Raw genomic sequence first — 19,630 nt, 5'->3', positions numbered from 1 at the left:
TCCCGCCCCGCCCCCCGGCCCGCCCCGGCTGCGCCAAGGACCCGGTTACGTACCGTAATCACCCTGTCGGCTCCTTCAGGCTGCCGCCGGGCGCCGGAGAAGGCAGAGTGGGGCCGTGGCGCGGACCGCCGAGCGCACAGGCGCTGGCCATATCCCTGCGGCCTTCGGGGCCTTCCCCCCGGCCGACGCAGGTCAGGAGACCGCTCATGGCGGCAGGAGCGAGCAACACCACCGCGAGTGACGACTGGGGCAAAGCGAACTTCAACGAGATCTACGACTGTCCCGACCCACGCCCGTACTTCGCAACCCTGCGACCCCTCGAGTACCAGATACCCCACCATGGCCAGGCCGTCTTCCGGGCACTGGCCTATGCCCTGCGCTGCCTGCACCCCGACCGGACGCCACTGAACGTGGTGGATCTGTGCTGTTCCTACGGGATCAACACAGCTCTCCTCAACTACCGTGTCACTCTGGCAGACCTGGCTACCCGGTACACCTCCCACCACCTCTCCGCCCTGCCGACCCGGCACCTCGCGGCCGAGGACCGGACCTTCTTCGCAGCGCGCCGCCGTCCGGAAGCCGCAACGGCGACAGGCATCGACTCGGCGGCCCGAGCCGTCGAATACGCCCGCGCCGTCGGCCTGCTCGACCACGCCTTCGCGGAGAACCTCGAAGTCACCGAACCGAGCCCCGCCCTGCGCCGCACACTGGCGGACACCGACCTCATCACCGTCACAGGCGGCGTCGGCTACGTCTTCACCCGGACCTTCACCCGGCTCCTCGACTCCATGCCGACCCCGCCGTGGGTCGCGGCGTTCGTACTGCGCACCGTGCCCTACCAGCCGATCGCCGATCTGCTCGCCCGCTCGGGCCTGGTGACGGAGAAACTGCCCACCCGTACCTTCCGGCAGCGCCGCTTCGCCGACAGCGCCGAACGGTACGCGGCGTTCGACGCCCTGGCTGTGAGCGGACTGCACACCGCAGACAAGGAAGCGGACGGTTACTACCACACCGACCTGTATGTCTCCCGGCCCGCTCCCGACATCGCGGCGCTGCCTCTCGCGCACCTGCTGTAGCCCGAGGCGCGACGGCGAACCGTCGGTGCCTGGCTGGAACACTCGTCCACGGTCCCGACCCGCGCCTGGGGGCGAGGGACCGGGCCTGTGGTGGTCAGCCACGACCGGACGGACCGGACGGCACGTGGCCGTCGGCTCCAACGCGATGCGCACCCAGCTGATGGCCCTGTACCGCGTCCCGCATGTGACCGCCCTGGCCGGACGGCCGGTGCGGCCGCTGTGGCGCACCCCTACGCCCCTTCAGACTCCGCTGCACAAGCGAGTCCGGTCTGCCCAGGGTGGGGGGCCTGTCAGTACCTGTAACAGCGGTACCTTCCCCGCGCGTTTGACCTGCGCTTTCCTTGCTGGTGGCCGCGATTGCGGTCCGGCGGGCGCACCCCGATGGGCGGGGTGTGGAGCTACCGGAGCGGGCGTTCCCCCATAGATTGGAACCGCCTGAGCACGCGGCTTTACACGAGGCACAAGGAGCATGACCCCATGGAACTGTTGACCAAGCAGCCGACGATGAAGCTTCCCGAGCAGTGGTTCACCGGCGACGCGTGGGCCGATGTCATCTACCGCGGTGAGGGGCCCTCGCGGGCGCGCGCGAACGCAGTGCGGTTCGCGCCCGGCGCCCGGACCGCCTGGCACTCCCACGGCCTGGGCCAGGCCCTGTACATCGTCGAGGGAATCGCTCTGATCCAGTCACGCGGCGGCGAGATCCTCGAGGCCCGCCCGGGTGACACGGTCTGGACCCCCGCCGGTGAGGAGCACTGGCACGGTGCCGCGCCGGACCACTTCATGACGCATATCGCGCTGTGGGAAACCGACGAGGTCGCCTGGCTGGAACATGTCACGGACGCCGAGTACGGCGGGCCGCGCACCGGCAGCCGTCGCTGACTCCGTAAGGGCGCGTTGAGGGTGCGCCCTCACGAACGGCGGCGCCGTCAGGAGCGTGTCCCGCGCGCCGTGGTCAGCTGGTCGAGGAGTGTTTCATGGCGTCGGCTTCCGGGGTGGCGTCCCAGGACGCGAGCAGTAGCAGGCCCTCTTCGGAGGGCGAGCCCGGTTCGGCAGTGTAGATGGTGAGGGTGAGGCCGGGTTCGGCCGCCATCTCCAGGCCCTCGAAGGCGAGCGTGAGCTCACCGACTGCCTGGTGGTGGAAGCGCTTGGTGCCGGTGCCGTGGTGGCGGACGTTGTGGGCGCCCCAGCGGGTACGGAAATCGTCGCTGCGGGTGCACAGCTCGCCGACGAGGTCGTGGAGTTCCTTGTCGTGGGGGTTGCGGCCGGCCTCGGTCCGCAGGATCGCCACCGCGACGTCGGCGAAGGTGTCCCAGTCGGGGTAGAAGCGCCGGGAGGCGGGGTCGAGGAAGTTGAAGCGGGCGAGGTTGGCCTGGTTGTGCGGAGAGGCGTACACGTCGGCGTAGAAGGCGCGGGCGAGCGGGTTGGTGGCGAGGATGTCCATGCGGCCGTTGCGGACGAAGGCGGGTCCGGCGGTGATGGCGTCCAGGGTCCATTGCAGGCTGCGGTGGGGTGTCCACTGACGGGTGGTGCGGCGGCGGGGGCGGGTGAGGGCGTCGGAGCCATCCGCCGCGTGGGCCAGGTTGAGCAGGTGGGCGCGTTCGGCGTCGTCGAGCTGGAGGGCGCGGGCAAGGGCTTCGAGGACGGCCGGAGAGACACCGGCGAGGGTGCCGCGTTCGAGTTTCGCGTAGTACTCGACGCTCATGTCGGCGAGGGCTGCGACCTCGCTCCTGCGCAGTCCGGGCACGCGTCGTCGGCTGCCGGCGGGCAGGCCCGCCTGCTCGGGGCTGATCTTCGCTCGCCGCGAGGTGAGGAACTCGCGGACCTCTGCTTGGTTCTCCACGTCTTCGACGGTACGTCCCCCGCGCAGGCAGAGGGATGTACTGGCGGTACACCCCTTGACAGTGACTCGCTGCGCGCGCGAGAAGCCGGTTACCTGGAATCCGCGGCGCTCCCCGGCCACGGAAATGGTGTCCGGGCCCCGCGTCGATGTACGGGCGGTTCGCCGTCCCCATTCGGTCTGCACCTGCACCCGGCGATTGTCGGCCCGCCCCGCCGGCAGTGCCTCAGCACGCGAAGGAGCCCCTCATGCGCGGAGCAGTGATCCACGCCCCCGGCGACATCCGCTTCGAGACCCTGGACGACCCGAAGATCCTGCACCCGACCGACGCGATCATCCGCACCGCCGTCACCTGTGTGTGCGGCTCGGACCTGTGGCCCTACCGCGGCCTGGAGCCGACCGGCGAGCCGCATCCGATGGGCCATGAGTACGTCGGTTTCGTCGAGGAGACCGGCTCCGAGGTGACCTCGGTCAAGCCGGGTCAGTTCGTCGTCGGCTCCTCCGCCACCTCGGACAACACGTGCACGAACTGCCGCAACGGCTTCCAGTCGAACTGCCTGCACCGTGAGTTCATGTCCGCCTGCCAGGCCGACTACGTCCGCATCCCCAACGCGCAGGGCACCCTCGTCGCCACCGACGAGGTACCGGAGGAGAAGTTCTGGCCCGCGCTGCTCACGGTCTCCGACGTCATGGGAACCGGCTGGTGGGCCGCCGACGCCGCCGAGGTGAAGCCAGGGTCCACCGCCGTCGTCGTCGGCGACGGTGCCGTCGGTCTGTGCGGCGTGATCGCGGCCAAGGAGAAGGGCGCCGAGCGGATCATCGCCATGTCCCGCCACGAATCGCGGCAGAAGCTGGCCACGGAGTTCGGCGCCACCGACATCGTCACCGAGCGCGGTGAGGAGGGCGTCGCCCGGATCAAGGAGCTCACCGGCGAGATCGGTGCCGACAGCGTCCTGGAGTGCGTGGGCACCGCCCAGGCCATGCAGCAGGCACTGCGCTCCGCCCGGCCGGGTGGCAACGTCGGCTTCGTCGGCGTGCCGCACGACGTCGCCGTCGACGGACAGGAACTGTTCTTCTCCCACGTCGGACTGCGCGGCGGGCCCGCCCCCGTACGCCGCTACCTGCCCGACCTCATCGACCACGTCCTGACCGGCGCCATCGACCCCGGCAAGGTCTTCGACCTCGCCCTCTCCCTCGACCAGGTCGCCGAAGGCTACAAGGCCATGGACGAACGCCGCGCCACCAAGACCCTCCTCACCCCCTGACCCTCAGACCTCGTCGCACACGGGCCGGCGCCTCCCCCGCGTCCTCGGTGCGTTCACGCGAAGGATCCATCATGACCACGTTCACTCTCGTCGGCGCCGGCCCCGGACTGGGTCTGGCCGCCGCCCGCCGCTTCGGCCTGGCGGGGCACAGCGTCGCGCTCATCGCGCGCAACGCCGACCGTCTCGACCAGCTCGCCACCGCGCTGCACGAGGACGGGATCCGGGCCCGCGGCTACACCGCGGACGTGCTGGATACCGCCTTGCTCACCACGGCCCTGAAGACGGCCGCCGACGAGCTGGGGCCAATCGAGGTCCTCCAGTACAGCCCGGTGCCGCGCGCCGACTTCATGCAGCCGGTCCTGGACACACCCCCAGCGCTCTGGAAGCCCCGCTGGCCTTCTCGGTCAAGGGCTCGGTCACCTGCGTGAACGCGGTCTTGCCCGGCATGCGGGGCCTGGGGCGCGGCACGCTGCTCTTCGTCAACGGCGGCAGTGCGGTGCGCCCGCACCCCGAGCGGGCCGGCACCTCGATCGCGTTCGCCGCCGAGAGCGCGTACGCGGCCATGGTCCATGACGCCCTCGCCAGGGAAAACATCTACGCCGCCCAGCTGATCGTCCCGGGTGCGATCCGCCCCGACGCCGAGCACTCCAGTCCCGCCGCGCTGGCCGAGCGCCTGTATGCGCTGCACACCGAGCGGAACGGATTCCGGCACTACGCCGAGCCCATGCCCGAGTGATGTGACGGATCACCCCATGCTCTTCACGCACCGACGGACTCTGCTTCGTGCCGCCCCGGCGGCCGCGCTGCCGGCGCCGGCCGCCTGCTCCAACGACTCCCCCGATGTCTCCTCCTCGCCGTCCACGTGGCAGGAGACGCCGTCCTCTCCCGCCTCGTCCGGCTCTGACAGAACCTCTGCCATGGACATCCGTGTCACTCTCGACGGCCGCCCCGTCGAGGCGACCTTGAACCGCAGTCCCGCCGCCCGTGACCTCGCCACTCTGCTTCCGCTCACGCTGGACCTGGAGGATGCCTCCGGGGATCTTCTCGTCCTCGGCCACATCGACACCTCCTCCGATCGACTGGCTCGGGCCGAGCGGATCACCGTCGAGCCCGCCTCCGGACCACCCCGCTCCCCGTACGGAAAGAAGTCTTTGATGTCCCCCGCAGCCGGGCCCGCCACCGGCAAACTGCCCTTCGTCGTCTGGGTGCTCGCCGCCGGCACGTTCCTGATGGGAACCACCGAGTTCGTCATCGCCGGCCTTCTTCCGGAGATCGCCGGCGATCTCGGCGTCAGCGTCTCGCACGCTGGTCTGCTGATCACCGCATTCGCCGTCGGCATGATCGTCGGCGGGCCGGCCATGGCCCTGGCCACCCTGCGCCTGCCGCAGCGACGCACGCTCGTCCTGGCCCTGGCCGTGTTCGCGCTCGGCCATGTTGTCGCTGTTCTGAGCGGCTCGTTCGCCGTCGTGCTCACCGCGCGGGTGGTTACCGCGCTGGCCACAGGCGCGTTCTGGGCGGTCGGATTCGTCATCGCCACCGCCGCCGCAGGCCCCGGCAACTCCACGCGTGCGGTCGGCGTGATGATGGGCGGACTGACCCTGGCCAATGTCGTCGGTGTGCCGATCGGCTCGTTCGTCGGGCAGTACACCGGCTGGCGCGGCCCGTTCTGGGCCCTGGCCGCCCTCGCTGCCCTGGCCTCCGTGTCCGTCGGGCGCTTCATCCCCCGGACGGAGCGGTGGCGGGGCCAGGTGTCCGTGCGCGCCGAGGTGCGTGCGCTGCGGCAGGGCAGGCTGTGGCTGGCGCTCGCCGCCGCGGTACTGATCATGGGCGGTGTCCTGGCGACGTACACGTACATCACCCCGCTGTTGACCGATCGTGCCGGGATCGCGACCGGTGCCGTGCCGCTGGTTCTGGTCGCCTTCGGTGTCGGTGCCCTCGGCGGCACCGCGATCGGCGGCCGTCTGGGTGACCGCCTTCCCCTGGCCACGACCATCACCGCCGCTGCGGCCACTGCCGTGACGCTGCTGGTGCTGATCCCGCTGTCCAACAGCCCGGTCGCGGCCGTCATCCTGGTCTTCCTGATGGCGCTGACCGGGTTCACCGTCAACCCGGTCGTCACCTCACTCGCCGTCCGCTTCGCCGGTGACGCGCCCACCCTGACCTCGGCCCTGACCACCTCGGCCTACAACACGGGCATCGCGGCCAGCTCCGCGATCGCCGGGCGGGCACTGAGCTCGTCCCTCGGTCTGACCGGTCCGGCCCTGGTCGGCACCGTCTCAGCGGCCCTCACCCTGCTGCCGCTCATCGTTCTCGCGCTCAGCGGCACGACCCGCCCGGCACGGATCGTCGCCCGGCACACCAGTGCCACCGGCCCGTGCAAGGACGAGACACCGGCCATGAACACGCACTGAATCCCTCTGCGTTCGCCTCGCACCGACCCTGTACCGACCCTGTTGGGAGCAGCGTCATGAACCCCACGTACGACTTCAGCGGACAGGTCGCCTTCGTCACCGGTGCCAGCTCTGGCATGGGCCTGGCCGCCGCCCGCGCCTTCGCCGAATCCGGTGCCGCCGTTGCCCTCGCCGACATCAACGAGGCAGCGGTGGTCACGGCCACCAAGGATCTCACCGACGCCGGCCACCAGGCCCTCGCCCTGGTCTGCGACGTCACCGACGAAGCCCGGGTCGCCGCAGCCATCGACCACACCGTGGAAACCTTCGGCCGCCTGGACATGGCCTACAACAACGCCGGCATCCAGATCCCGCCCACCGACGCCGCCGACGAGAGCATCGACCAGTTCGAGAAGGTCCACGCCATCAACCTGCGCGGCGTCTGGGCCGCCATGAAGCACGAACTGCGCCATATGCGCACCCAGGGCAGCGGCGCCATCGTCAACTGCTCATCCCTCGGCGGCCTGGTCGGCATCCCCGGCCGCGCCTCCTACCACTCCACCAAGCACGGCGTGATCGGCCTGACCACCAGCGCCGCCCTTGAATACGCCCCACGCGGCATCCGAATCAACGCCATCTGCCCCGGCACCATCGATACCCCCATGGTCAGCGACATGATCGCCAAGGGAGAACTCGACCGTGCCGAGGCCGAGGCCAACCAGCCCATCAACCGGCTCGGCACCGCCGAAGAGATGGCCCAGGCCGTCCTGTGGCTGTGCAGCGACGCCGCGAGCTTCGTCGTCGGTGTCTCCCTGCCCGTCGACGGCGGCTACACCGCCCAGTAGCCCCACGACATCTGGCGGCCGTCACCATCACTCGCCTGGCGCCGGCCACATCTGCCGTGCCCCCTTCTGACTGCACCGGTCCGGCCTCAAGGCTCCTGATCAGTCAGGTGGCGGCTCGGCGGCCTCACCGTGCTCGCTTCCCGCCCCTTTACGGGCGCTCTCGCTGTGCTGTTGATCCTTTCCACGATGCGAAGGTCTCCCCACATGCCCACTGAACGTGTTCCGCAGGACCAGACACCCGCGATCCCAGAGGATCCTTCCCCACCTCTCGCCCCTACCCGGCGCACGTTCATCGCCGCCACCTCCGCTGTTGGCGGGACGGTCGTTGCGGGCGGCGTCCTGGGAGCGAGCCTGCTGTCCGAGCCCGCGGCGACGGCAGCCTCACCAGCTCCGTCCAGCCGCCTGGGCCTGGCCGACGGCGACGACCTGCACGCCCTGCAGCAGGCGTTCATCGACGAGGACGCCTTCCAGTGCGGCTACTGCGCCCCGGGCCAGATCATGTCCGGTGTCGCCTGCGTCCAGGAAGGCCACACCGACTCGCCGGAGGAGATCCGGGAGTGGATGAGCGGCAACATCTGCCGCTGCGGCTGCTATCCCAAGGTCGTGCGCGCGGTCCAGCAGGCCGCGGGCCGGAAGTGAGGGCCCGCCACCATGCGTTCCTTCACCTACACCCGCGCTGCCGACACTAGCGGCGTCCTGGCCGCGGCCCGGCGCGGCGGCCGCTACATCGCCGGCGGCACCACCCTGGTCGACCTGATGCGCGAAGGCGTGGAACAGCCCGGCACCCTAGGGCCAATGCCGTTGCATTACGGGCCTGTAGGTTGGGGTCTTGTAATGAGGATGGCTTGCGTTCCGGTGTGGGTCGGTTGTGGCCAGAGATGGTGTTCAGCTCGCTTGAGCTGGTAATTGGACATCTTGCGTTTCACGGCTCGGGGCTGGCTGCGCAGGCGTCTGGCGGGCAGGAGTCGTTCCAAACGGTCCTGCTCGAGCATCACCAAGGCCCTGACCAGCAGGTCAGGGGGAAAAGCTGCCCGGCGTAACGGTCACGCTGCGCCGGGCGGAACGCAGGGTCCCGGTAAAGGAGACCCGATCGGGGTCCAGACCACGGGTGGCGGCCGTTCTCAGCATGAGCTCGCGCAGGGCGTGGTGGACCAGCAGATGTGCCCAGATCTGCTGACGGACACCATCAGGGGTCTTGCTGCTCAGTACGACGCGGGCGCCACGCTGATGGGTCTTGATCTCGGCGAAGACGGATTCGACCTCCCAGCGTTCGCCGTAGAGCGCGGCCAACTGCCGGGCCGGATGGCGTCGGGCATCCAGCAGGGTAGTGACCAGCCGGTAGCCGTCAGCTGTGTCCTCACCGCCCTGGCTCTTGAGCTGGTAGGCCAGAACCCGGACGGTGACCGGCTCATGCCGGGCAGGGCCGCTGCTCGCCCGGATCTGTGACAGCCATGACCCGTCCCGGAACTGTTTGATGACCGGCAGGACGCGGGTGGCGGGCACTCGCCACAGCAGATCGGCGCCGGTGGCGGTGAAGGCCTGCCACAACGGGACACCGAGGAACTCACGGTCGGCCAGGACGAGCTGGCCCTGGGCCGAGTGACCGTGACAGGCGGCCGACCAGGGTCTTCCCCGGTGCGGCAGCCGGCAAGTTCCGCGTCCAGCACCGCATGGCTGCCCACCTCCGCCAACGCAGCCATCCGCACCTGCGGGAACGCGCTCTTGCCCGGCCCGCGGCCGTTGCCCGGACGTCCGAAGGCGGCCTCGTTGGCTTCGCTGTCCGCGACGTCCCAGCACGTTGCGTCCACGGCCAGCAGCCGCAAGCCCCGCCAGAACGCGCCGGGTGTCGCCTCGGTGGCCATCGGCTTGGCGGTCGTGGCGAACAGCACCCGCAACGGCTCACAGCCCCAGCACGAAGTACACCACCAGCCGCGCGGGAAGCAGCCGTCTGCGTTGCTCCCCGCACCCACAAGCCGCCACCACCCGATCCACCAACCCCGGCGGATACACCCAGGTCAACAGCCCCAGACCCGATAACTCAGACACACGCGCAGACACCCGAACCACCCCCTGGGACCACTACCCAGGAACCCACGCCAAGGCCTAAAACAACGGCATTGCGTCTAGGACTGCACCGCACGGAGGTCTTCATGTCCCACCGTAATGCCCGGCTGACCGTTCACGGCAGGCGGCTGCTGGTCGAACGTGTCCGCGCGGACAGGGCGTACGCCTCCCGCGCGAACCGCGCCTGCCTGCGGCGGCGTGGCATCCGCTGCACCACCCCGGACAAGGCCGACAGGCGCGCAGCCGCAAGAAGCGGGGCTCTCGCGGTGGCCGGCCGCCCCAGTTCGACCCTGTTGACTACCGCGCGAGGCATGCGGTCGAGTGCGGCATCAATCGCCCCATGAGGCACCGGGCGGTGGCCACGCGGTATGACAAGTTGGCGGTCCGCTACGAGGCGACCGTCCTCGTCGCGGCCATCAACGAGTGGCTATGACCAGCGCATTCGATAGCCCTATTCCTCGCCAGAGAAACGCTCCCACGCGGACTGGCGGGTCATCCCCAGAGTCTCCCCGATGCGCGCCCAGGTCACTCCCAGCGCACGCGCCTTGAGCACCCATTGAGCGAGGTTCCGCTCGACCTGCGCCCCGGCAGCTGTGATCAGCGGCAGACTCGCCAGCACCACCTCGGGGCTCGTCACCTGGTCCCAGGGGGCAAGTTGCGGTCCGCCCTCCGCGGGCTTCCCCTCGATCACCGTCGAGCAGAGAGCCACGCACTCATCACAGATGAACACTCCCGGTCCGGCCACGAGCGTCCCCACCTCGATGTTCCGCTTCTGGCAGAACGAGCACGCTGCGATCACAGACTCTTTTGCTGCGGACGACACCCGGTTACCTCCCCCTCCGTGTCAGGCATTTCCTGACGACGTCAGGCGTGACTTTACATCGTCAGGAAATACCTGACAACGGAAGTCGTGCAATCCCGCATGGACTCGCCAGAACCGGCCTTTCGACACACGCCCTAGATCCGAGCGCCGAATCGGCCAACCTGCACGTCCTGTCCGAGGGCTGCCAGGAAGTCGTCCGTATGCTGCGCTTCCGCGACCGGCTGCGCATGGACAGCGGCGACAGCCCGTTGTACGCCGACGCCAAGCGGTCACTCTCCCGGCGGTCCCGGGAGTACATGCAGAACTACGCCGACGCCGAGTCCGAGGTCGTCGCGGCGATCCTGGAGCGGGCGATGGCGGGTGACAGTTCAGGTCCGGACGCGTAGGCGGCCCGGCGTCGTGACTGCCCTGCAGGCTACTGCTGGACCGGAAACGATCACTGGGGTGGCTGGTGATGCGCGGTGGTGAGTGGCCGTCCGCCCCAGCGGACGCCTTTCTCGCTGCGGATGCGGACGCGTTCTTTGCGTTCGGCGGCCAGGACGTCGCGGTGGCGTGCGGTGGCGTTACGCCAGCGCAGGTAGGCGTGCAGGGCCCGGGGCTGCGCGGTGTGGTCGGAGTCGGCGATGGTGAACTGCCGCAGCGGTCCGAAGTGGGCTTCGATCGGGTTCGCCCACGAGGTGTAGGTCGGGGTGAAGCACAACTCGAACTTGTTCTTCTTCGCCCAGCGGCGCATGTCGGCGCCTTTGTGGGCGCGTCTGAGCCTGGCAGCGCCACACGCCGACCGAGACGCTGACGGACGCGGCCCTCGTGCCGGAGGTGGGGCAGTCCGCTCCGCACGCGCGGGTCGGGTTCCAGGTGTACTTCGTCGAGCGCGAGCCCGACATGACGGCGATCGGAGGACGGTTCCTCGCGGACATCGGGCCGGAGGCCGACGTCATGGTGATCGACGTCGCGGTGATGGACGAGGACTGGCGGCAGGAGATCAGGACCCAGGTCATAGAGCGCGCCCTGGCCACACTGGCCGACGCCTGCGGCCTTGCCGAGCCGTCACCGACCTGGTGGGTCAACTTCCGCGTCATCGAGGAGGGAGGCCGGGGCTCCAGCGGCGGGGTGCTGTCCGTCCTCTCACTGCTGGACACCGGAGTGTTCACGGAGGGGGAGGTCAAGGCCGTCCGCGCCGCACTCGGCGCATAACCCTGTCCCGTGCATGAGTGTCCGCCCCCCTCGCGAAAGGTGCGGACAGCCGGGCGCGGGTCACTTCACGGTCGCGGCGGCGATGAGGACCTGGAGCTGCTCGGCGGTGCGGTCGAGAGGCTGGGTGCTGCGCTGGGCGCGGCACATGGCGACCGTTCCCTCGACGGCCGCGACCACGAGCGTGGCGAGCTGCGCGGCCTGCTCGGCCTCGGCGCCGTGCGCCCGGAGCGAGTCGGCCAACAGGGTCTCCCACTGCCCGAAGACCTCGGCCGCGGCCGTCAGCGCGGGCGGAGTCCCACCATCCTGGGGTTCCTCGATGGCCACAGCGAGGACGGGGCAGCCGGCGTGGAAGTCGCTGTCGACGACGATCTTGCGCCATAGGCCGAGGAACGCCCGCACCCCTTCCACCGGGCCCGCCTCGAGTTCCTTGCGCAGACCGCGGGCGACCCACTCACCGGTGAACCGGATGGCTTCGGCGGCCAGCTGCTGCTTGCCCTCGGGGAAGTAGTGGTACGTCGAGCCGAGCGGCGCCTTGGCGTGCTTGGCCATCTCCCGGATGCTGGTCGCGCTCAGGCCGCGCCGGCTGATCATGTCGGCGGCGCCGGCCACGATTCGCTCGCGCGACGGCGCACTGCTCTTGGCCACCCGTGCACTCCCCTCTGGTTATAACGTCCGTCATAGTCTACCGTGATCCGCGTCTATAACGATCGTCATAGGAGCTGCCATGCCCATGATCCGGTTGACCGTCCCGGCAGGTGCCCTCACCGAGGAGGCCCGCACCACCGTTCGGCGTGACCTCGCCTCCGTACTCCTGCGCTGGGAAGGCGCGCCCGACACCGCCTTCTTCCGCGCCCAGTCATGGAGCTACCTCGTCGAGCTGCCCGACGGCGCCCAGACCACCGCTGAGGACGACGCGCCCCGCTTCCTCGTGGAGGTGACGGTGCCGCAGCGGCCACGAGCTACGCCTGCTCGTCGACGCCACCGTCCGCACCGCGGCCTCCCCGGAACCCTGAACCACCTGGCCCGATGCACATCACTTCCGTCGACGGCGGCGTCACCGGACGGTGCCTCCTCGGCATCGCCCACGAAGGACCACCCGGCTACGGCCACGGTGGCATCGGCGCCATGCTCCTCGACGAACTGCTGGGCTGGGCATGCGCCGCCGCCGGCAAACCGGGCATGACCATCTCACTCCGCATGTGCTACCGGGTACCCGTCCCGCTGGACACCCCTTGCAAGTGGATGCCAACGTCACAGGAACCGACGACCGCAAGATCTTCGTGAACGGCACGATCGCCACGGAACAGGGCCCAGGAGAGACTCACTATCGTGCGTTGCGCAGCTTGAGAATGTATGTCGCGGTGAGCGCAACGGCGCGGTCTTCATCATGTGACAGATCCGCGAGGGCACGTGACGTCCGGATCCCCGGAATGTCCGCGAGCGCCTGTGTCAGCCGTCGGCGTGCGGACGCTCCAATGGGGCCTCGGGAGAGGCGGTCGACGAGCCCGGTGGCGATCTGATCCGCCAACGCGGGATCACTCGCCAGCGTGCTCAGTGCATCGGATGCGTCGGCGTCGTTCCTCTCCTCGACAATCATGTCGAGGAGCGTCGGGACCGCGTCGGCCACGCCGCGTGCCCCGAGCGCCAGAGCCGCGTACCCGCGGACCGCGATGTCGGAGTTCGTGAGGGCGTCCCGCAGCAGTGCGGTCGCCCCGCCGTTCGGAATCTCGGCGATGGACCGGACGGCACGTTTCCGCACCTCGGCCGCAGGTGAGCCGAGGCCCTCCGCCAACAGTGCCAGCCCGTCCTCCCCCGATTGTGCCAGAGCCCAACGAAGGGCCCCGGCGACGTTCGGGTCCGACTCGCTCAGCACGGCCTCAGCCAGTGCTTCCACCGGCACGGGAACTTCCTCCACCGAGGACAGGGCCGCGCGCTGCCGCGCCGCCGCGTTCTTCGACCCCAACGCCTGGAGGAGCGCGACGGTCTGGAGGACCTCCTCCCAGCCCGCGGGTTGCGCGGCACCGATCCGACGGAGTCGTGTGAGCAGCTCCGTCTCGGCTGCGATGCGGTCTCGCGTCTGGCGGATGAGGTCGTCGACGAGCTCCGCGGGTGCGAAGCCGGGGTCATCGAGCGCGCGCCCGACGTCGCGCAGCGACAGCCCCAATGACCGCAGGCTCTCGATGTGGAAGATTCGCCGGATGTCCTCGCTGGAGTACTCTCGGTAGCCCGAGTCGGTACGACCCGTTGGCCGCACCAGGCCGAGCGATTCGTAATGCCTGAGCATGCGGGCGCTGACCCCGGACCGTCGGGCGACATCACCGATCAACACTGCCTACCGCCCCTCCTGGCCGCTCCCGCCGAGGGCTACGACGCGCTTCGCCTCCTCGATCGCGGACTCGAATCCGGCATCCGGGTCGCGCCACAGCCGTTCCGTGGCGAGTGCGTGCGTGCGCACACGCGGGTCGGGATCCGTCGTCGCACCACCCAGTGTCGGCAGCATCGCCTCCCCGAGCGCGATCAGCGCCCGGCTGAGGCTCAGCTGCGTCTCGCGTTCGCCGCGCCCGAGCTGTGTCGCCAACACTACGGCCAACTCGTGCTCCTCACCTTCGGGCACGAGCACGACCGCTGCCCGCCAGGCGCTCCGGGCCACCTCGTCGTCGGCGTCGGACAGCAGCACCGGTGTGATCGCCGGCCACGCTTGCCGGTCCCCGATCTTGGACAGCGTGTGCAACGCTTGGCTCCGTGCCTGCGCACGCTCCGAGCGGACTTCGTCGAGCAGCACCGGGAGCGTCATCGATACCGCGTGGCGGGTGAGCGCCCACGTCAGCATTTCGCGCACGTAGAACTCGGGTTCGATCGCGCATCGCTCCATGAGCTTGCCGATGAACCCCGGATCCGGGCTCGTGCCGACCGCCAGCGCTGCCTGCAGCCGGACGGACGAGCTGCTGTTCTCCAGCCCCCGGAGAACTCGCGTCGTGTTCGTGCCCTCGCTCGGCACGGTCATAGGGACCACCTCCTTGACGCAGTGAAGGCCTTGTCACTGTGTCAAGGTCAAGCGGAGCCAGGCCGAGAGATGGCCGGGCATCCTCGGCCCACCGAGTCCGGCGCTCGCTTGCTCAGGAAGTGCTTCGCGGCCTCGATGGCTTCCGTGTCGAGTTCCCCGACGGAGACGCCCCAGGCTTCTTCCCGGCCGGCCAGGTTGTGTGCGCAGTGGACCAGTGCCTGGTCGAAGAGCTCATGTACCTCACGCGCTGTACGTGACTACGTGCAGCGCCTGTGAACGAACAGCCCACCAGCCGTGACGGCCCGCCAGATGGACTGGCGAGCCGTCACGAGCGTTCGAGGTTTAGTACCAGCGGTACAGGAACCACTTGTACTTGCCGTCGTTGCCCTTTCCGTAGGAGCACTTGTAGGTGCCGCCGAGAGCGTCTCCCTCGGTGAGGCAGGCGGCCTTGGTCCAGTAGGCGCGGTAGAAGTGCCAGCTGGCCGGAACAGCGTTCATCTCGCCGGCCGAGAGCTGCGGTGATGCCGTGCGATCGGCCGCCTGGGCCGTCACGGCTGTGCCTCCGAGGGCGAGCGCGCCCCCCAGGGCCAGGCTTACCAGTGCACGTCGCATGCGCATGATGGTCCCCTCTGATCTGCGGTGGTTGAGACGGTGGTTGAGACTGGCCGGGTGTCGAACACGCCGGCGCGTGATGACCAATCTCCCCATCAGCGGGCCGCTTCTCGACGAGATTCGATCTGGACCGAACAACGGCATTTCCAGAAGAATCAGCCGAGACCGTCCGTATGTGACCTGGGGGAACTGTGGTCTACCGCCTTCACTTCACGCTTGAGGATCTGGCGCGGACACGAGTGGCGCAGCCCCCGCCGCTGATGGAACTGAGCGCCGCGGTGCGCAACCTGCAGACTCGCAGCCAGCCGCTACGCTTCGGGGCCTGGAAACGTGCCGCCCTCACCCGTCTGGGCCCTAAGGCACGCATGGTTCTCGATCTGATCCCTTCCGGCGGCTGGGCACCCACGTTTCTCACCTCTGCCGGCATCGGCGACCCACAGGAGTTACTGGAGCAGGTACGTGCCACGCCCCGCGCCCAGGTCCGCAAGGATCTGGCCCACGTAGCGGAGTGGCAGCCACTCCCGCCGTGGGCGAACCATCTGGCAGACGATTCCGACCTGCTGCAGCAGCTCTGCGACAGCCTGAACCACGTCTATGAAGTGCTGCTGTCCCCTCACTGGGCACACATCACAGGTGAAGCCGCGGCAGACCGGGGGAAACGGATGCGGCAGGTGCTCGCCGGCGGTATGGATCACTTACTCGCCTCGCTCCACCCGGGACGTATCCGCTGGAACCCGCCCGTCCTCGAGATGGCGATGGCCTCAGGTTTCGACGGCGACCTGCACCTCGACGGACGCGGCCTGATGCTTGTCCCCTCGGTCTTCGGAGCAGAAGCACCAGCCATTGACATCGACGCCGAGCCACAGCCCGTGCTGCGATACGCCATCAGCCACGATCAGCCCTCGGGCCCACGGTCCCTGTTCGTCATACCAGCACACTCGCCCCCGCCCGGAGCCCGATCGCCGTTGGCCCTACTTCTCGGCCAGACCCGAGCCGCCGTCCTCCACACCATCGCCGAGCACCCCGCCTGCTCCACCAAGGAACTCGCCGCCCTCGTCGGCATCGCGCCTCCCAGCGCCAGCGAACACGCGACCACTCTGCGCGCGGCTCAACTGATCCGTACCGACCGGCACCGCAACACGGCACTCCACAGTCCTACCACCCTCGGTATCACCCTCCTCAACACCCCGCCCAGCACGGCCCAGTTCTGAAGCCAGAAAGTCGGCGGACCACGGGCAGGGCCGCCGTACACTCGCTGACGCGGCTGCGGGAATCGCCACTCCTGCGCCAGAAGCGCCCCGCACACCTTCTCCGTGTGCGGGGCGCTTCGTTCAGTTAGGTCAGGTTCCGATCTTGTGCAGCTTCGCAGGCCACTTCCAGCTCGCCGTCCATTGGTAGCCGGAGGGGACCTTCTGCCAGTGGTCCGAGTGCCGGTCGAGGATCACGTGATAGGTGACGGAGTAGGAGCAGCGGTTGACCACCTTCAAGTGGTCGGTGGCGCCGGAGGTGTTCAGCGTGCCGTGGCGGGCGCACGACGGCACCTTGTCCCGCCCGCTCTTGTCCCACGGTATCCGCGCCATTACGCGCACCGACTTCCCCGCCACGTCCGACTTCCCCGCTACGTCCGGCTGGCTGTGACCCTCCGCCGCCACATCCGGCTGACCGGGAAATGAACCGACGAATTCGCTCTGTCCCGCTGACGCGACCGTCGTGCTGCGGTCGGCGAGCGCGGGGCCGGCCGACGCCGCGGACATCCCTACCGCGAGGGCCCACAGGGCGACTGTCTTCTTGGTACGTGTCACTTCAACTCCTCAATGTGAGACGGGACTGAACATCCGGGCTGCGGTTCGTCACGCCCCCGTCGCGTCTCCCGCAGCCCGGACAACACCGAGTTCACCGGCCCCGGAGTTGTTTGGCAGCCCGTCTGAACTGGTCTGATCAACCCGGCCACGCTCGGCCCTGCACGGTCGGCGGCATTGCCCTGGCCGTGAACCGATCTTTACGGTGGTTGAAAGGGGCAGGTGGGCTGTGCCGGGGAGGGGCGAGGCGAGTGGGGCGTCCGGAGAAGCCGATCGATCCGCAGGACGGGCCCGTCGCGCGGTTCGCCTACGAGTTGCGCAAGCTCCGCGACGAGGCGGGCGCTCCCGGCTATCGGAGCATGGCCCGTCGTACGGGATATTCGGCGACGACGTTGTCGCAGGCGGCGGGTGGTGAGCGGTTGCCGACCCTGCCGGTCGCTCTGGCCTACGTGCGGGCCTGCCATGGTGACGTGGAGGAGTGGCGGCACCGGTGGAAACAGGTGAACGCGGAGGCCACGGCGCTGCCACGGCCGTCCGAGGAGGACGACGAGCCGCCGTATCGGGGGCTGGAGCGCTTCGAGCCGGGTGATGCGGAGCTGTTCTTCGGCCGCGAGGAGACGGCCGCGCAGCTGGTGGAGATGGCTCGCCGGCATCGGCTGAGCGTGGTGGTGGGAGCGTCGGGCAGTGGTAAGTCCTCCCTGCTGCGCGCCGGCCTCATCCCGCAGCTCCGCCGTCCCGAACAGGACGCGGACGAGAGGCCGGCCGCAGTACGGGTGCTCACCCCCGGCGCCCGGCCGATGGACCGTCTCGATCTGCTGACACCGGCCAAGGGCCGGGGAGATACCTGGGTACTGGTGGACCAGTTCGAAGAGCTGTTCACCCTCTGCGCCTGTCCCGAGGACCGTGATGCCTTCCTGGAGCGATTACTGGCTGCCCGAGAACCCGGAAGCCGGTTACGGGTGGTCCTGGCGCTGCGAGCCGACTTCTTCGCCCGGTGCGCCGAGAACCACACCCTGGCCGCCGCCCTCAACGACGCCACCCTGCTGATCGGCCCGATGACCGCCGAGCAGCTCCGTGCGGCCATCGTGCGCCCGGCACAGGCGCGCGGGCTGAACGTGGAACGCGACCTGACCGCTCGTCTCCTCGATGAGGTCGCGGACGAGCCCGGCGCGCTGCCGCTGATGTCCCACGCACTGCTGGAGACCTGGCGCCGACGACGCGGCCACATCCTCACCCAGGACGCCTACCAGGCAGCCGGCGGCCTACACGGCGCCATCGCCCGCACCGCCGAGGACGCCTACCACCAGCTCACCCCCTCCCAGGCCACCCTCGCCCGACGCATCCTGCTGCGCCTGATCGCCCCCGGCGACGGCACCGAGGACACCCACCGCCCTACCCCCCGTACCGAATTCGCGGCTGCCGACTCCGGGGCCACGGCCGACACCGATGCCGTCCTGGACCGGCTGGCCCGCGCTCGCCTCCTCACCGTCGATGAGGGCACTGTCTTCCTCGCCCACGAGAAGCTGATCACCGCCTGGCCCCGCCTGCTGGGCTGGATCGACGAAGAGCGCGGCCGCGTCCGCCTGCACCGCCAGCTCACCCACGACGCTCTGGTATGGCACAAGCTCGGCCGCGATCCTGGGGTCCTCTACCGCGGCTCGCGCCTGGTCCAGGCCGACGAAGCCTTCACCGGCCGGTCGCACGAGGTGCTCAACCCGCTGGAAGCCGCTTTCCTCGAGACCTCGGTCGCCGCCGGACGCCGCCATGAACGTCGTACCCGCCGCACGCTGATCACTCTCGCCACCCTCCTGTGCGTCACTCTGATCGCTGCGTTGGTGGCCTACCAGCAGCGCAACGATGCCGAGAACCAGCGACATCTGGCCATTGCGCGTGAGCTTGCCGCCCGTGCCGGTCAGCTGAGCGAACAACACCCTGAGGCTGCCATGACCCTCGCACTACGGGGGTACCGACAGGCCCCCACCACGGCAACGCGCAGCAGCTTGCTCAGCGCCTACGCCCGCTTTTACGCCAACCAGTTCACCGGGCACACCAAGACAGTGACAGGGGCGGCCTTTGCCCCGAACGGCCACATCCTGGCCACCGCGAGCATGGACCACAGCGTCAAACTGTGGGACACACGGTCCCACCGTCTTCTGGCGACCCTGACCGGCCACACCGACATCGTCAACTCGGTGGCGTTCTCCCCCGATGGCCGCACTCTGGCCACCGCGGGCAACGACCACAGCGTAAAGCTGTGGGACACCCACTCCCACCGTCTACTGGCAACCCTGACCGGCCACACCAACACGGTCGAAGGAGTCGCCTTCTCACCGGACGGCCGCACCCTGGCCAGCACCGGCATGGACGGCACCGTCCGTCTGTGGCGCCCGCGGACACACGAGCCCCTGGCCACACTGAACGCAAAGCCGTTCGGCAGCGCAGTGGTGTTCTCCCCGGACGGACGCACCCTTGCCTCCACGGGCAAAGACTCCACCCGCCTGTGGAACGTGACCTCACGCCGACCGGTCGCCACACTGACCGGACACTCCGGCGCCGTCACTTCACAGGCGTCGTTCGCGGACCGCCACGCCATCCTCAGAGTCGACTACGACATCTCGGTGACCCACTGGTCCACGGCGAGGCCGCGCACCCGCCCGGCACCCATCCGCGCCCCGAAGCCCTTCGTCACATTTGTGGCCAGCAGCGACAGCACGGCTGTCG

19 protein-coding genes and 6 pseudogenes are annotated in these 19,630 nt (G+C 69.3%); 15 read left to right on the top strand and 10 right to left on the bottom strand.

The window, feature by feature from the left end:
• The first annotated feature begins 206 nt into the window (after positions 1 to 206).
• Complete coding sequence (locus J2Z30_RS48525) at positions 207 to 1,076, top strand: hypothetical protein (RefSeq protein ID WP_044566548.1); 870 nt, start codon at positions 207 to 209, stop codon at positions 1,074 to 1,076.
• A 477-nt stretch (positions 1,077 to 1,553) separates the two neighbouring features.
• Positions 1,554 to 1,955 carry a (R)-mandelonitrile lyase gene (locus J2Z30_RS48520; protein WP_044566550.1) on the top strand — a complete coding sequence of 134 codons (402 nt, stop codon included), beginning with the start codon at positions 1,554 to 1,556 and terminating at the stop codon, positions 1,953 to 1,955.
• Between the two features lie 73 nt (positions 1,956 to 2,028).
• Here the strand turns inward: J2Z30_RS48520 and J2Z30_RS48515 are convergent, their stop codons facing one another.
• Complete coding sequence (locus J2Z30_RS48515; protein WP_044566554.1) at positions 2,029 to 2,916, bottom strand: helix-turn-helix transcriptional regulator; 888 nt, start codon at positions 2,914 to 2,916, stop codon at positions 2,029 to 2,031.
• Between the two features lie 245 nt (positions 2,917 to 3,161).
• On the opposite strand from J2Z30_RS48515, the gene J2Z30_RS48510 reads away from it, so the two are divergent.
• Positions 3,162 to 4,178 (top strand): zinc-dependent alcohol dehydrogenase family protein, encoded by a 1,017-nt coding sequence (locus tag J2Z30_RS48510; RefSeq protein WP_044566556.1) that lies wholly within the window; start codon positions 3,162 to 3,164, stop codon positions 4,176 to 4,178.
• A 71-nt stretch (positions 4,179 to 4,249) separates the two neighbouring features.
• Positions 4,250 to 4,914 (top strand): annotated as a pseudogene (locus J2Z30_RS48505) (SDR family NAD(P)-dependent oxidoreductase).
• Between the two features lie 9 nt (positions 4,915 to 4,923).
• Here J2Z30_RS48505 and J2Z30_RS48500 read toward each other — a convergent pair.
• Positions 4,924 to 5,097 carry a hypothetical protein gene (locus J2Z30_RS48500; RefSeq protein WP_209469174.1) on the bottom strand — a complete coding sequence of 58 codons (174 nt, stop codon included), beginning with the start codon at positions 5,095 to 5,097 and terminating at the stop codon, positions 4,924 to 4,926.
• Here J2Z30_RS48500 and J2Z30_RS48495 point away from each other — a divergent pair.
• From J2Z30_RS48495 to J2Z30_RS50640, 4 genes and pseudogenes are all read left to right on the top strand, one after another.
• Positions 5,096 to 6,589, top strand: a complete 1,494-nt coding sequence (locus J2Z30_RS48495; RefSeq protein ID WP_209469173.1) for an MFS transporter — start codon at positions 5,096 to 5,098, stop codon at positions 6,587 to 6,589. The two genes, J2Z30_RS48500 and J2Z30_RS48495, sit on opposite strands and share 2 nt — an antisense overlap.
• A 56-nt stretch (positions 6,590 to 6,645) precedes the next feature.
• Positions 6,646 to 7,413: an SDR family NAD(P)-dependent oxidoreductase gene (locus J2Z30_RS48490; protein ID WP_044566558.1), complete on the top strand. Its 768-nt coding sequence runs from the start codon at positions 6,646 to 6,648 to the stop codon at positions 7,411 to 7,413.
• 204 nt (positions 7,414 to 7,617) lie between these two features.
• A complete protein-coding gene (locus tag J2Z30_RS48485) occupies positions 7,618 to 8,052 on the top strand; it encodes a (2Fe-2S)-binding protein (RefSeq protein WP_209469172.1) in 435 nt (144 codons plus the stop codon).
• 12 nt (positions 8,053 to 8,064) lie between these two features.
• Positions 8,065 to 8,202: pseudogene (locus tag J2Z30_RS50640) on the top strand (FAD binding domain-containing protein); the annotation flags it as partial.
• 225 nt (positions 8,203 to 8,427) lie between these two features.
• Here the strand turns inward: J2Z30_RS50640 and J2Z30_RS50635 are convergent.
• Positions 8,428 to 9,480 (bottom strand): annotated as a pseudogene (locus J2Z30_RS50635) (IS4 family transposase).
• Between the two features lie 131 nt (positions 9,481 to 9,611).
• Here J2Z30_RS50635 and J2Z30_RS52225 point away from each other — a divergent pair.
• A pseudogene (locus tag J2Z30_RS52225) lies at positions 9,612 to 9,910 on the top strand (IS5 family transposase); the annotation flags it as partial.
• An 18-nt stretch (positions 9,911 to 9,928) separates the two neighbouring features.
• Here J2Z30_RS52225 and J2Z30_RS48460 read toward each other — a convergent pair.
• Entirely contained in the window at positions 9,929 to 10,276 is a 348-nt protein-coding gene (locus tag J2Z30_RS48460; protein ID WP_044566562.1) for a ClpX C4-type zinc finger protein, read from the bottom strand.
• Between the two features lie 71 nt (positions 10,277 to 10,347).
• Here J2Z30_RS48460 and J2Z30_RS48455 point away from each other — a divergent pair, with 71 nt between their 5' ends.
• Positions 10,348 to 10,686 (top strand): GrpB family protein, encoded by a 339-nt coding sequence (locus J2Z30_RS48455; protein ID WP_308280293.1) that lies wholly within the window; start codon positions 10,348 to 10,350, stop codon positions 10,684 to 10,686.
• Between the two features lie 50 nt (positions 10,687 to 10,736).
• Here J2Z30_RS48455 and J2Z30_RS48450 read toward each other — a convergent pair.
• Positions 10,737 to 11,051 (bottom strand): annotated as a pseudogene (locus J2Z30_RS48450) (IS630 family transposase); the annotation flags it as partial.
• 56 nt (positions 11,052 to 11,107) lie between these two features.
• Here J2Z30_RS48450 and J2Z30_RS50625 point away from each other — a divergent pair.
• Complete coding sequence (locus J2Z30_RS50625) at positions 11,108 to 11,494, top strand: tautomerase enzyme (RefSeq protein ID WP_308280292.1); 387 nt, start codon at positions 11,108 to 11,110, stop codon at positions 11,492 to 11,494.
• 60 nt (positions 11,495 to 11,554) lie between these two features.
• On the opposite strand, the gene J2Z30_RS48440 is transcribed toward J2Z30_RS50625, so the two are convergent.
• The gene (locus J2Z30_RS48440; protein ID WP_044566564.1) at positions 11,555 to 12,139 is read right to left on the bottom strand and encodes a TetR/AcrR family transcriptional regulator; all 585 of its coding nucleotides are present in this window, start codon (positions 12,137 to 12,139) and stop codon (positions 11,555 to 11,557) included.
• A gap of 79 nt (positions 12,140 to 12,218) precedes the next feature.
• Here J2Z30_RS48440 and J2Z30_RS50620 point away from each other — a divergent pair.
• Positions 12,219 to 12,443, top strand: a pseudogene (locus J2Z30_RS50620) (tautomerase family protein); the annotation flags it as partial.
• 77 nt (positions 12,444 to 12,520) lie between these two features.
• Entirely contained in the window at positions 12,521 to 12,778 is a 258-nt protein-coding gene (locus J2Z30_RS48435; RefSeq protein WP_052701095.1) for a hotdog family protein, read from the top strand.
• 40 nt (positions 12,779 to 12,818) lie between these two features.
• Here the strand turns inward: J2Z30_RS48435 and J2Z30_RS48430 are convergent, their stop codons facing one another.
• The 3 genes from J2Z30_RS48430 to J2Z30_RS48420 form a co-directional block, all read right to left on the bottom strand.
• Positions 12,819 to 13,823: a MerR family transcriptional regulator gene (locus J2Z30_RS48430; protein WP_044566566.1), complete on the bottom strand. Its 1,005-nt coding sequence runs from the start codon at positions 13,821 to 13,823 to the stop codon at positions 12,819 to 12,821.
• 3 nt (positions 13,824 to 13,826) lie between these two features.
• Positions 13,827 to 14,498 (bottom strand): HEAT repeat domain-containing protein, encoded by a 672-nt coding sequence (locus tag J2Z30_RS48425; protein WP_044566567.1) that lies wholly within the window; start codon positions 14,496 to 14,498, stop codon positions 13,827 to 13,829.
• A gap of 342 nt (positions 14,499 to 14,840) precedes the next feature.
• Positions 14,841 to 15,110, bottom strand: a complete 270-nt coding sequence (locus J2Z30_RS48420; protein ID WP_209469171.1) for a hypothetical protein — start codon at positions 15,108 to 15,110, stop codon at positions 14,841 to 14,843.
• 191 nt (positions 15,111 to 15,301) lie between these two features.
• Between J2Z30_RS48420 and J2Z30_RS48415 the strand changes: the two genes are divergently transcribed.
• Positions 15,302 to 16,321: a winged helix-turn-helix domain-containing protein gene (locus J2Z30_RS48415; RefSeq protein WP_044566571.1), complete on the top strand. Its 1,020-nt coding sequence runs from the start codon at positions 15,302 to 15,304 to the stop codon at positions 16,319 to 16,321.
• 129 nt (positions 16,322 to 16,450) lie between these two features.
• Here J2Z30_RS48415 and J2Z30_RS48410 read toward each other — a convergent pair whose 3' ends face one another.
• Positions 16,451 to 16,912, bottom strand: coding sequence for a hypothetical protein (locus J2Z30_RS48410; RefSeq protein WP_044566572.1), 462 nt, complete (start codon positions 16,910 to 16,912; stop codon positions 16,451 to 16,453).
• A gap of 248 nt (positions 16,913 to 17,160) precedes the next feature.
• Here J2Z30_RS48410 and J2Z30_RS51575 point away from each other — a divergent pair.
• Positions 17,161 to 19,630, top strand: a 2,470-nt coding sequence (locus J2Z30_RS51575) for an nSTAND1 domain-containing NTPase (protein WP_308280291.1), incomplete at its 3' end; no start/stop codon positions are given.

It is taken from the genome of Streptomyces iranensis (assembly GCF_017874715.1).
Lineage (GTDB): Bacteria > Actinomycetota > Actinomycetes > Streptomycetales > Streptomycetaceae > Streptomyces > Streptomyces iranensis.
The sequence above is the reverse complement of the archived record's forward strand: the minus strand, read 5'-3'. Positions and strand labels throughout refer to the sequence as shown.

What these genes read in the sequence shown, in the direction of transcription:
- J2Z30_RS48435 (WP_052701095.1), top strand. Translation starts at nt 12,521, where the DNA reads ATGCACATCACTTCCGTCGACGGCGGCGTCACCGGACGGTGCCTCCTC.
- J2Z30_RS48500 (WP_209469174.1), bottom strand. Translation starts at nt 5,097, where the DNA reads ATGGCAGAGGTTCTGTCAGAGCCGGACGAGGCGGGAGAGGACGGCGTC.
- J2Z30_RS48425 (WP_044566567.1), bottom strand. Translation starts at nt 14,498, where the DNA reads ATGACCGTGCCGAGCGAGGGCACGAACACGACGCGAGTTCTCCGGGGG.
- J2Z30_RS48510 (WP_044566556.1), top strand. Translation starts at nt 3,162, where the DNA reads ATGCGCGGAGCAGTGATCCACGCCCCCGGCGACATCCGCTTCGAGACC.
- J2Z30_RS48520 (WP_044566550.1), top strand. Translation starts at nt 1,554, where the DNA reads ATGGAACTGTTGACCAAGCAGCCGACGATGAAGCTTCCCGAGCAGTGG.
- J2Z30_RS48490 (WP_044566558.1), top strand. Translation starts at nt 6,646, where the DNA reads ATGAACCCCACGTACGACTTCAGCGGACAGGTCGCCTTCGTCACCGGT.
- J2Z30_RS48420 (WP_209469171.1), bottom strand. Translation starts at nt 15,110, where the DNA reads ATGCGACGTGCACTGGTAAGCCTGGCCCTGGGGGGCGCGCTCGCCCTC.
- J2Z30_RS48495 (WP_209469173.1), top strand. Translation starts at nt 5,096, where the DNA reads ATGGACATCCGTGTCACTCTCGACGGCCGCCCCGTCGAGGCGACCTTG.
- J2Z30_RS48485 (WP_209469172.1), top strand. Translation starts at nt 7,618, where the DNA reads ATGCCCACTGAACGTGTTCCGCAGGACCAGACACCCGCGATCCCAGAG.
- J2Z30_RS48525 (WP_044566548.1), top strand. Translation starts at nt 207, where the DNA reads ATGGCGGCAGGAGCGAGCAACACCACCGCGAGTGACGACTGGGGCAAA.